This is a genomic window from Paenibacillus sp., from assembly GCF_035645235.1.
Taxonomy (GTDB): Bacteria; Bacillota; Bacilli; order Paenibacillales; family YIM-B00363; genus Paenibacillus_AE.
In genome coordinates this window covers 1-12322 of the sequence record NZ_DASQMZ010000068.1, presented here as the reverse complement: position 1 = coordinate 12322, position 12322 = coordinate 1, and the positions used below count along the sequence as shown (strand labels likewise).

Genomic DNA, 12322 nt, shown 5'->3' with positions numbered 1-12322 from the left:
AGCGCCGGGTCGGCGCCGTCGTTGTGCACCTCGAACGTTCGTTCAAGAAACCGAAGCCCCTCGAACCTCGCGGCGTCGCGCCACGCGCCGACGGGGGCGACGGACAGCCGCGCGTCCGTATTGCGCAGAATGGGCGCATACGGCGTCTCCCGGCTCGCGCCGAACGCATACCAGTTGACGTCCGCCGGCGCGTCGTCGGCAGGGACCGTCTCCAGCTTCACGAACACGAGTCCCCCGAGCGAAGCCGAAACCGGAAAACGCAGCACGCCGATCGTCGTCGTCCGGTCGGCGGCGCATTCCGCTTCGAAGGCGAAGGCGAACGCCTCGCGGCCGTCCTCGCCGTACACCGTCGCGCGCACCGCGCGGACCGCCGCAGCGACGCCGTTCGAATGCAGGCTTACCTCGCCTTGGAATTCGTCCGCGGACGCCAGATCGATTCGCCGGTACGACAGCGACGCGTGCACCGGCGCGTACGCCGACCGCATCGCGTAATACGCCATCTTCTGCTCGCCGTAATATTCCGCCAGATTCGTGCAGGAGCTGTTCGGCCACGGCTCGTTCAGCTGCCAGACGATGCAGCCGCTTTGCCGGAATTGGCGGCGGCGATTCGCCTCGATAATGAACCGAAGCCCCTCCGCTTGCATCAGTTGGCTGACGCGGGCGAACCGTTCCATGTCGGGCAGCGGCCCGAACAGCTTCGTGTCCCGGTCGAACGTCCCCCACCACTCGCCGTGATGGCGCCAGACGACGTGCTCGCGCATCGGCGTCGCGACGTGATGGCGGGGATGCAAAATTTTGCGGAGCGTCTTGACCGACGCCACGCCGTCCATGCCGAATTCGCTGTGGAACAAATTATCCGATTCGCCGTAGAGCTCGTAATGGAACGGATTGCCTTGATATTGCCACCCGCCGTGGACGTCGTGCGAGACGCCCTTCTCCGTCGTCACGAACTCGACGGGCCCGGATGCCGACGTCGGCAGAAACAGCCGCTGCGGGTCGTACGCCGTTACGAGCGCTTGCAGCATCGCGAGGTTCTCGTCCTCCGCCGTCGAAGGCGTGTTCGGCGCGCTCATCAATTCGTTGCCGCCGCTCCACGCCGCGAGCGAGACGTGGCTGCGCCGGCCGAGCAGCGCCGACGTCGCCGCACGGCGAAGCAAAGCCAGGAAGCCCGGCAACTTCGACGGCACGTTGTCGATGCCGGAGCTCGACTGAATAAACTCCTGCCATACCAAGATGCCGTGCCGGTCGCACAATTCATAGAAATACGGCTTCTCGACGATGCCGCCGCCCCAGATGCGCGCCATGTTGACGTTGGCCCGCTTCATCAGGTACACGTACCAATCGTAGGACGCCTCCGATACGTTGCCGTATACATGATCGAGCGGCGTCAGGTTGACCCCGCGCACATAAATCGGCTTGCCGTTGACGACGAACGTATACGGCAGCGAATCGGTCGGCGCGTCTTCGTTGCGCCGGTACGTTAAGGATCGGATGCCGACGCGGAACGACCAGGCGTCGAGCGGGCGGTCGCCGTCGAACAACTCCGCCCGAACCGTGTAGAGCGGCTGCTCCCCGTACCCGTTCGGCCACCACAGCCGCGGTTCCGGCACGAGCAGCGTGCAATCGTACGCGTCATCGGCCGGCGCGAGCGTCAGCTCGCGCGCCGCCGCGACGCCGCCGTCGGGCGACAAACACGACAAGCGCAGCGAGAGCGGCGCCGGCGCGGCGTGACGCTCGATGCGTCCGTACAGCCGAACGCGTCCGACGTCGGCGGCGCCGTCCCCGGCGATGTCCGCGTCGGTCGCGACCGCCGCGTCCGCGAGCCGCGCGTCGTCGTATAGACGCAGCTCGACGCCGTCCCATAGCCCGATGTTCACGAGACGCGTGGAGAAATCCCATTTATAATTGAACCGGCTCTTCTGCGTAGACGTGAGCGACGTCTTGCCGATCTGCCCCATCTCCTGCGGCACGCCCTTCATGACGACCTTCAGCTCGAGCGACTCCGCCGCCCGCACCGCTTCCGTCACGTCGTACCGCGCCGGCTCGTACATGTTCGCATGCTCGCCGAGCAGGACGCCGTTCAGGTACACCATCGCCTCGTAATCGATGCCGAGGAACACGAGTTCCGCTCGCGCGAACGCGCCGGCAGGCCGCGGGAACGACTTCTTGTATACCCACCAGCGATGCTCGACCCACTCGCAGGCCAAACTATTCATTTCGTAATACGGATTCTCGATCCAGCCGGCGCGGTACAGATCGACGTGCACCCCGCCCGGCACGCTGGCCGGGATCCAATCGGTCACGCCGATCAGCTCTTGCCCGGTTTCCATGCTGCGATCCTTGATCGGCACCCACGGCCAATAGCCGCGAACCTGCCAATCCGAACCCGATAACGTTACGATGTTACGAATCGATGACACCCCCCTACAGAATCGCGTCAGCCCCGGCGACAAAGAAAAGCCGGCGCCGCTTCCGCCCGAAAGCCGAAGCGAGCGCCGGCGTATCGGACCGGGTCGGGCGCGTTTACGCCTCTTCGCCCAGCCGCCGCTCCAGCGGACAGACGATCGTGCGCACGCCCGCCTGCTCGACGGCGCGAAGCAGACGGGAATCGACCAGGTCGCTTGTGATCAGCACGTCGACGTCTTGGAACGCGGCGAACGAAATGAGCGCCTGCCGCTCGAATTTGCTGTGATCGGCGAGGATGACGACTTGCCGTCCGGCCGCCACCATCGCCTTCTTCATCTCGGCCTCGTACAGGTCGAAGCTGCCGAAGCCGCGGTTCGCCGAGATGCCGGACGCGCCGAGGAACGCGATGTCCGCGTTGTATTTGCGAAGCTCCGTCTCGGCCTGCGAGCCGACGAGGCTCATCGAACCGCGGACGAGCTTGCCCCCGATCACGAACACCTGCGCGTTCTCATTGGAGCTGCATTGCTCCGCGACGTTCAGCCCGTTCGTCAGCACGGTCAAGCCGTCGATGCCGCCGAGATGCTTCGCGAGGCACCACGTCGTCGACCCGGCGTCCATCACGACGATCTGTCCCGGTCCCACGAGGCGCGCCGCCGCCTCGGCGATGCGCTCCTTCTCCTCCGTGAAATGCTGCGCGCGATGATGCACCGGCGGCACCGGAACCGCCACCGTCTCAAGATCCCGGGCGAGCATCGCGCCGCCGTAATCCTTCCGGGCGATGCCTTCCCGCTCGAGCTCGTGCAAATCCCGGCGGATCGTCTCCTCCGACACGGAAAACTGCTTGACGAGGTCGGCGACCTTGACGCTCCGTTCCCGAAGCAGCCGTTCTTTGATTTGATGGCGCCGTTGCTTGACGAACATTGGACGTTCCCCTCCGGTATTGGCTTATCCTTCGCTTACCATTCGATCAGGTCGGTCTCGACGACCGGCAGCGACGCATCGCGCGGCACGCGGAACGTCTTGATTTCGCACGGCCCGAACGACGCTTCGATGTCGCGTCCGAGATGCGGCAGACGGATCGTCGTCTTCGTCGCCGATTTCGTCGTCTCGTAGGCGCGGACGATCAGGTCCTCGCTGTCCTCATGCTGCTTCAGGACGCTGACGATGACATTTTCCGCATCGACGCTTAGGAACGAATTCCGCTGCGGCAGCTTGCCTTGGTGGTACGTTTCGATGATCGTCGTCGGCTTGCGATTGAGCTCCCATGCCTTCTGTACGACGCCCGCCGTCTCCCAGCTGCCTTCATGCGGGTAGATGCGGTAGGTGAACGTCTGAATGCCGTGGTCGATGAACGTGTAATGGCCGTCCGGATCCGGAACGAGCGGATCGTGATGCGCGTAGATCGGACTGCGCAGCACCGTGATCGCCAGCTCCTTGTTCATGATGCTGTAGCTGTACTTCGCGTCGTTCATGAGCGTCACGCCGTACGGCGTCCCGCCGTGCCCCGGCCCGTTGCTCGGCAAGATGCCGCTGAAGTCGACCCAGTTTTGGCCCGGCTCCTCCTCGCCGTTATGCTCGCGCTCCTTGAAGCCGTACGGAATTTCGTACGTCTGCTTCGTGAAATGCAAATTGATCGGATAGACGAGCTTGAGCATCTTGAACGTCTCACGCCAATCGACCGTCACCTTCACGTCGATATAGTCGAGATCCTTGTACATGGCGAAGTCCTGGATCAACTTCGAGCTGCCGTATTCGCTCGTCACGCGCACGACCGACTTGATCGGGCCGTGCTCGACGCGGCGGACGGAACGGGCTTTGAAGTCGCCGATTTCGTTTTGGAAATGGAAGACGTTATGGCTCCACGTATCCGACTTGTCCTCCATGACGACCGGACGCGCGGGCTTTCTCAGCAGCTCGCTGTTCACCTTCTTGTCGAACAAGCTGATCACATGGCCCGTCTTCGGGTCGAAGTCGAGGCGGATCCGGTCGTTCTCGAGCGACGTATCGGATGCTTTGATCGTCGGCGCGGCGAGCTTCGGCTCCGTCGACGCGCGCGGCGTCTGGTACAGCTTATACACCCGGTACCCCATCGGCGGCAAATCGGCCAGGAACGAAATGCGGAATCGGCCTCCCGCCGTCGCCTGCGACTGGACGAGCTGGAACGGGATTTGTTTGCCCGCGTCGTCGTACAATACGGACGTCTCCTTCACGCCGCCGACCTCGTGCTCGATGTTCATCGGGCCGCCCCACGAATGCGGGTTGAACACGACGAGCGGCTTCATGCCTTCCTCTTGCTCGATGTCGATGTTCCAGGAGAGCGATTGAATCGCGTAGTTGAGGCCGCGCTCGGCGATCGACATCGCCTCGCCGTGCATATTGCGCGCGTCCTCGTACGCCGGCTCGATCGACGTGCCCGCGAGAATGTCGTGGAACTGATTGAACAGCACGTTCTTCCAAGCTTGGTGGTAGTCGGTCGGATACGGCTGGCCCGAGACCGCGTTCGCGATCGCCGACCATGTCTCCGCCGCCATCAGTTTATTTTCCGCTTGGCGGTTCCACTGCTTGATGCCCGAATGCGCCGCGTAGCAGCCGCTCGCGTGATGCTGGAGATCGTCGTGCACGACCGGAATCGGAAGGCCCCGACGCTCCATCTCCTCGAAATATTCCGTCGGATGCGCGAGCACGATTTGCGGGAATTCCGGGTCGGCGTTCATGCGCTTCAAGCTGTCGATGTTTTCCTTCGTCGGGCCGCCGCCATGGTTGCCGACGCCGTAGAACGCCATCAGCTCGTTGAACGGATCCTTCAGCTCCGTCATGCAGCGGCGAATATGCTTCTCGAGATCTTTGCCCCAGGAGCAATATTCGAACGGAATGCGGTACGTCAGCACGCGCGAGCCGTCGTCCGACTCCCAGTAGAACAAGCGGTTCGGCAGCCCCTTCTCGTTCGGCATCGGGCGCATCATGACGTAATAATCCATGCCTTGCTTCTTAAGGATTTGCGGCATCATGCCGAAATGGCCGAACGAGTCGACGTTATAACCGACTTTCGCCGTGACGCCGAGCTTCTCCTTGAAGTAGCGCTGGCCGTAGAGGCCTTGGCGCACGAACGATTCGCCGCTCGGGATGTTGCAGTCCGGCTGAATCCACCAGCCGCCTACGATGTGCCAGCGCCCCTCGGCGACGCGCTGCTTGATTTCTTCGAACATGCCGGGATCGTTGTTTTCGATCCATTCGTACATCGCCGCCGACGAGTTCGTAAATACGAAGTCGTCGTACTCCTTCATCCGGTCGAGCGCGGAGCGCGCCGTCGCCTTCGCCTCTTGGAAACCTTCCTGCCATTGCCACAGCCATACCGGGTCTAAGTGGGCGTTGCCGATCATCCAAAACTTGTAATCTTTCATGTTCTTGTTCGTCATAAGTACGTGTTCTCCCCGCTCTCTATCGCGTTAGGCGATTAATACATGAATTTCGTGTGAAAAGGCTTGAACCACGGGTTATAGTACACCCCGAGTTGTTTCTGCGCTTCGAGCACCTTCGTCTTCGCGTCGAGCACGAGCGTCGGCGGCAGATGGCCGAACGACATGACGTCGAAGTCCTCCCCCGCGAGCTTCGCGAGCGAAGCGTGCCATGCGTCCATATCCGAGCGGACGCGCGGATGGAAGCCGCCCCATAGCGTATCGCCCGCGATCAGGAGGCGCGTATCGCCGACCTGCAGCAGGAACGAGACGCAGGATGGCGTATGTCCGGGCGTATGGAGCAGCTTCGTCTCGTACCCGCCGTTCGCGCCGCCGATACGAATCCATGCTCCGTCCTCGAGCAAGCCGTCCACTTTCATTTTCGGAAACGGCATATCGTATAGAAACGCCGCCGTCAACTCCGGATCGCCGGACTCGACCGACGCCCGCGCCGCTTCGTGAATGAACAGCTCGACGTTCGGGTGATCCTCTTTCAGCGGCGCGAAGCCGGAGACGTGATCCCAATGGCCGTGCGTCGCGTACACGCGCTTAATGTCCGTCGGCGCGAGGCCGAGTCCCGCCAAGTTGCGCTTTAACGCTTCGTATCCGGCCGTGCTGCCGCAATCGATGAGCGCCGGCTCGTCGCCGAGCACCAGATAGGCGCTCGCGTCCCAGCCGTGGGTCAGCTTATCGCCGGACACGACGTATACATTTCCGATCAGCTTCACCGCATGACTCATGTCCGTTCCTCCAATTCGATTCGCACCGTGGCCAGCCCCCAGGCCGGAGCCTCGATCGTCAGGCTGCCGTCTCCGTTCGGCGCGATACGGCTACGCTCCCGCTCGAGCAAATCCGTTCGCCACGCGCGGACGATTCGCTTGCCGGGGAACGACAACGCGCCGGCCGCGCTCTCTCCTGTAATGTTTTGCGCGCGGACGATATAGCCGTCGGCGTACCGCGCCCGCTTCATCGTCGTGACGACGAGTCCGTCGGACGCGAACGACGCGAGCATGCCGCCGGACGGCGCTTCGTACGGCGGCTTCGTCTCGCGGAAATCCTGGAAGCTCATCCGCTGGCCGACGAGCGGGCGGCGTGCCGTCCAGCCCGTCCGGTAGGCGTCGGCTTCGGAGCGCTCCGCCCCGCTGACGAACGAGTAGCCGAACCGAAGCTCGCCGCCCTGCGACGCTTTATAATTCGTGTGCCAGTAATTGTTCAATACATAAGAAAATACCGTGCCGCCGCGGAGCGACTTTTCCCTCGGCCAGCGGCCTTGGACCATCTCTCCGATCGTAAAGAGCGGCACGTCCGGCGACGCGATCTGCACCGAAACCCCCGGAGCGTCCAGCAATATGCTCGTCTGCAGCGGCAGCCACTCCTTGCAGCCGCCGGGCAGCTGATCGCGGTCCCAATCGACCCAGCCGATTTGGGAGTCCGAGCGGACGGCGGCGTCCGCGAGCGCGGTCGGGAACGCGATGTACGCCGCTTCCTTCCGGCGCCGCTCCTCCTTGCGGTACGTGTAACGAACGTCGAGCCGCTTCGTCCGGTCGTACAGGATCCATTCGATGTCCAGCTCGCCGTACGGCACCGCGCCGGTGAGCCGCAAGGTGCGTCCGACGTCGGACGATTGCAGCGTCGCCCGCGTCAGCGAGAATTCCGCCCTCGGGTTCATCCGCCCTTCGGCGAGGTCCGCTTGGTTGCCCATAAGCCGCGTGCCCTCGCCTCCCTCGGCGTAAATAAACTGGCCGAAGCCGTAGGAAGCCTCGCCCTCGCCGGATTGCAGCACGAGCTCGCGTCCGAGCGAGCGGTCGACCCACGACGTCAGGCAGCCCCGCTCGGGGTCGATCGTCACCTGATACCAGTCGTTCGTCAGCGTGACCGGCGTCGACGGCTTCGCCGCGAGACGGACCGCCGAGCCGGCGGCCAGCGCCGTGCCTTCTTCGGAAGGCTTCAAGACGAATCGGCGGTACGAAAAGCCCGGCATCGGGTCGACCCACAGCTCGACGACCGCCTGCGTCGCCAAGACGCGCAGCGGCCGCAGCGGAAGGCGAGCCCCCGTCTCGGGATCGAACGCGGCCTCGCCGGGCATGATTTCGACCGCGACCGGCCCGCCCGCCTCGAAGCTGTGCGGGTTGTACACGACCACCTCGCGGCCGTCGTTGTTCCAGCTTAACGAATGCCTAGCCGCCGCGACGTGCAGCAGCCGCTTGCCCCATTGCGCCGCATCGTCGGCCATCTGCTTCTTCGCATCCCATTGGTCCTGCGCAAGCAGCGCATCGGGCTCCGGGCCGCTTAGGAACGCCCCCCAGGTATGTTCGTCGTAGAGCAGCACTTGACGCCACGCTTCGTCGTAATGCGCGAGCGGGTACGCCCAGCCGCCGTTATGCAGCGCCGCCAGCGTCTCCAGACGCTCCGCGGCCGGCAGCGCGGCCTGCGCCTCCCGTACGGCGATCGTCTCGCGCATCGAGGAGCCGACGCCGTCTTCCCAGTACGCGCCGCCGTCGCCTCGGAACGTCTGCAGCTTGTCGCCGAAGCGCGCCTCGACGTCGCGGAAGAAGTCCGTTACGTCGCTCGGCACGAGCCTTGGATACGCGTATTCGGCGTTCCACCGCTTCACGAAGTCGTTCGGCTGCGGGTCGATGTCGGTGTTGTCCGCCTCTTGACCGTACAGCAGCACGGCGTCGGGGGCGTAATCGTCCCGCTCGTATTCGGCGAGCCATAGGTCCAGCCCCCGCTCCGCGGCGGACGGCGTCGGCGGACTGCCGCACACCTTGCGCAGCTCGCAGTACATCTTCGCAAGCCAGCACAGCACGCGGCCGCCGTTCGTGCCCTCCCAATAGAACGGGGACACCTTATGCAATCCGCCGTTGAGACGGAATGGCCCGCGGTCTTGATTGTCGGCGTGCACGAGATACGGCACGCCGCTGCCCTCGAGGATCGCCGGCAGCGAGCCGGTGAGCGACGCGACGTCGACCACGGCGGCGAACTCGGACTTCAGCTCGTGCGGCGTCAACGCGTCGTTCAAAAACTCCCCGTTGCGGATCAGATCCTCGAGGCCCGCGTACTGCGTCAGCAAGTCGACGTAATGCGCGGCGACGCCGATCCGGCCCGAGCGAATCGCGCGGAACAGCTGCGCTTTGCGCGCCTCCGAACGAGTCTGCAAATACGTCTCCATCGCCCAGCCCGCATCGAGATGGTACGTGAAGGACGTTTCGCCGGCGCGCTCCTCCGCTTCGATCCAATCGAGCGCCGTATCGATGTTGCGGCACAGCCGCTCGGCAACCTCCCACTGGCGATGCGTATAGCCGATGTCCGTATGCGCATGGGGCGTAATGTACACGGTCCATTTCCGTCGCGGCCGAAAGCTGCCGGAGAAGGAGACCGGGCGTCCCCCGACGTCTCCCGTCAGCGCGTACGAGACGTCGCCCTCCCCGTCGGGCAGGGCGAACGTCACCCGCGGATGGCCGAACGGCAGGCCGACCAGCCGAACGGGCACGTTGCAGGTTTCCCCGTTCGCGCGCGTCAGCGCGAGCGTCAAGTCGGCGTCCGGCATCGACTGCGCCAGCTCTAGGAACAGCTCGCATTCGTTGTACAATCTGCCGTCCTCTCCGCGCTTATAGACGACCGTCGAACGAATGTCGACGCGCGCGATCGGCGAAGCGGGGGGCTCCTTTTCCCAAAACTCGATGCCCTTGTACAAAACCCCGGCGGCGTTCGCCATCCGGTCGAGCCGCTTGATCGCTTCGATCCGCTCGACGCGAATCGTCTCCCCGCCGTCGCGGCTGACGAGCGCAAGCTCGTTCGCGCCCGGCCGCAGCAGACGGCCCGGGATGACGACGTCGGCGACGCCGTCCGCATAGATCGTCGTATGCAGCCCGGAATGAATCGCGATGTCGCCGGACGACGACGGAGCCGCGCGCAAATGCACTTCGCCCGAGACGCCGTTGACGGAGATTTCGAGGAAGGACAGACGCGGCGCGATCGTCAGGATATGGAGCCGCAGCACGTAGGCGGGCGCGATGCGTTCGAGCGCGAATCGAATCGTATACGGATGCAGGCGGTATCCGGAATCCGGATCCGCCTCGCTCGGATGAAACATCGGCCAGCGTTCGCCGCCGTCCGCCGTACGGCCCTCGTCGGCCAGCCAGACGACGTCGCCCAGCTTGCATGGTTCTTTATAATTGTCGTACAGCTGCGGGGACTTCCCGTCGGGAGAGCCGATGCTCCAGAGCGGTTCGTTCATCGCTCGTCCGACTCCTTTCCGGCCGTGCGAGCCGCCTCGGCGGTTTCGAGCGCCAACGCCGCGAGCTCGCGGAGCGAGCCGTCCGTCATCCGCTTCGGATGCTTGTCGATCTCGCCGAGCGACTCCTTCATCCAGCCGAGCGGCTGCTTAAAGTCTTCTCCGCGTTGCGCCGCCTCGAGGACGAGCAGCGCGCGCCTCGCCATCCATAACCAATGCTCGAGCACCTCGATCCATGGAAGGAGGTTATTGCGAAGCGCCGTATTGTACATCCGGTTTTTGAGATGGTAGCACGCTTCGTCCAGCTCCGTCAGGTACGCGCCGAGCGCCCGAACCTCCTCGTTGTCCGAGGAACCCGCGCGAAGGCGAAGCATGGCCGCGTCGAGCAGCTCGCGCAGCTTGACCGAATTCGGTTCGCGCAGGCACGACTCGAGCGAATTTTCCGCGAACGTTCGGAACGCCGGCGCGCTTCGCTCGCCGCAAATTTCCTCGATCGCGTTCGCCCACGAGCGATCCGCATCGTACCCCTCGGGATCGTCGAAATAATCGGCGAACGTGCGGAGCGCGAGCTTGGACGCCTCGCATTCGGCCATCGCGTTCACGACGTAGCCTCGCGTCGCCGCGAGCACGCCGCTCTCGCGGCCGCGGATCGGACCGACGTGCAGCTCCGGGCGCATCGCGAGGTCGTTCACGGGGTAATTGTCCCAGATGACCGGCGGACGCCGCGCGGCCAGAGCGAACGCTTCCGCGTCGCTCCGCCGGATTGCCGTAGAGCAGATCTCCTCGCCGGTATAAAAAATATCGACGCGAGGATGCAGCTTCTCGCCGAGTTCATGCAAATACGGAGAAAACGGCGCTTTCCCGTGATAGTCGGTCGGGCAGAGGCTGAGCGTGCAAGCCGAATCCCAGGTTTGCAGCTCTGCGTACAGCCGGTTGCACACGTCGGCATGCGCTTCGGCGAACGTCGCGTACCGCGCCCCGTCCGCCTCGTGCTTGAAGCTCGACGCGATATCGTCGAGGAGAATGCTGAAATCTCGCACACCGATATCGTAAAATGCCTTAAACTTCCGAAGGATGAGCCGAAAATCCTCTTCCGAAGCGTAGCTCATCGTCACGCCGGAGCCGATCGAATAACAGAACGAGACGCCGCTTTCCCGCGCGACGCGCACCGTCCGGGAGAACGCCGCCATGACGTCCTCCGGGTACGGCTCCCGCCACCGCATGCGGTGCTGGCGATCGTTCTTGGGCCCGTATATATACTGGTTGTATCCGATCGAGCCGATATAGCGGATCAGATCGTCCCGCTCCGCGAACGTGTAGTAGACGCCGTAGAAGCCTTCGATCACCCCGCGGACGTACGAGGCCTTCGTCGCATCGCCCATTAGACCGCGAACCCTTCCGCTTTCCCTTCGCTTCCGAGGAAGTTGGCCATCTTATCGCACACGGTCGCTTCGACCGCCGCGCGGCCGCGCTCGAGCGCCTCGGCCGGAAGCGCCGAGCATTCTTCGTTCGTCATCCGCTCCGTACGGCCGAGCGCTTCGAGCAGCGCGACCTCGAGGTCGGTCGCGATATTCACCTTGCTCACCCCGCCGCCCGGCAGCTTGATCGCCGTCGACATCATCGAAGACGGGACGCCGGAGCCGCCGTGAAGCACCAGATGCACCGGCGTCAGCTCGCGAATCGCCTGCAGACGCGCATAATCGATCTTCGGCTGCTTGACCATATACACGCCGTGGGCCGTACCGCACGATACCGCCAGCGCGTCGACGCCCGTCTCGCGGACGAACACTTGCGCTTCCTGCGGGTCCGTGTACAGCTCCTCGTCGTTATCGGTCTCGACGAAATCGGTCGTGCCGATCATGCCGAGCTCGGCTTCGACGGAGACGCCGCGGGCGTGCGCGTACTCGACCGCTTCTTTGGAGCGCGCGATGTTTTCCTCCAGCGGGCTCTCCGAGGCGTCGATCATGACCGAGGTGAACCCGGCTTCGACCGCTTGCTCGATAATGCTCATCACCTTCGTATGGTCGAGGTGCAGCACAAGCGGCACCGTAATGTTCAAGGACGCGACCTTCTCGTAAAATTCGTCGGCGAATTGCTTCGCGGTAATGCCGTACCGATCCAATTCCCGGCTCGAAATTTGCACGATCGCGGGGGAATTCATTTTCTGAGCGGCCTTCAGGACCGGGGTAATCATCGCGGTGTAGCGCGGCGAGAACGATCCGAT

Annotated in this window: 7 protein-coding genes; all 7 read right to left on the bottom strand. The window is 63.8% G+C overall.

The annotated features are described in order from the left end of the window. The coding region (locus tag VEZ38_RS06410) for a glycoside hydrolase family 2 protein (protein WP_324892516.1) at positions 1-2420 on the bottom strand (2420 nt) is incomplete at its 3' end. A 103-nt stretch (positions 2421-2523) separates the two neighbouring features. Further along, a complete protein-coding gene (locus VEZ38_RS06405; protein ID WP_324892515.1) occupies positions 2524-3327 on the bottom strand; it encodes a DeoR/GlpR family DNA-binding transcription regulator in 804 nt (267 codons plus the stop codon). 35 nt (positions 3328-3362) lie between these two features. Next, a complete protein-coding gene (locus tag VEZ38_RS06400) occupies positions 3363-5822 on the bottom strand; it encodes an alpha-mannosidase (RefSeq protein WP_324892514.1) in 2460 nt (819 codons plus the stop codon). Positions 5823-5860: 38 nt separating this feature from the next. Further along, complete coding sequence (locus VEZ38_RS06395) at positions 5861-6601, bottom strand: MBL fold metallo-hydrolase (RefSeq protein WP_324892513.1); 741 nt, start codon at positions 6599-6601, stop codon at positions 5861-5863. Then, positions 6598-10101: a glycosyl hydrolase-related protein gene (locus tag VEZ38_RS06390; RefSeq protein ID WP_324892512.1), complete on the bottom strand. Its 3504-nt coding sequence runs from the start codon at positions 10099-10101 to the stop codon at positions 6598-6600. Before VEZ38_RS06390 ends, VEZ38_RS06395 begins: the two co-directional genes overlap by 4 nt. Continuing rightward, positions 10098-11480 (bottom strand): protein O-GlcNAcase, encoded by a 1383-nt coding sequence (locus tag VEZ38_RS06385; RefSeq protein ID WP_324892511.1) that lies wholly within the window; start codon positions 11478-11480, stop codon positions 10098-10100. The genes VEZ38_RS06390 and VEZ38_RS06385 overlap by 4 nt, the downstream gene beginning before the upstream one ends. Continuing rightward, positions 11480-12322: class II fructose-bisphosphate aldolase (locus tag VEZ38_RS06380; RefSeq protein ID WP_324892510.1), on the bottom strand; the 843-nt coding region annotated here is incomplete at its 5' end. The genes VEZ38_RS06380 and VEZ38_RS06385, both read right to left, overlap by 1 nt.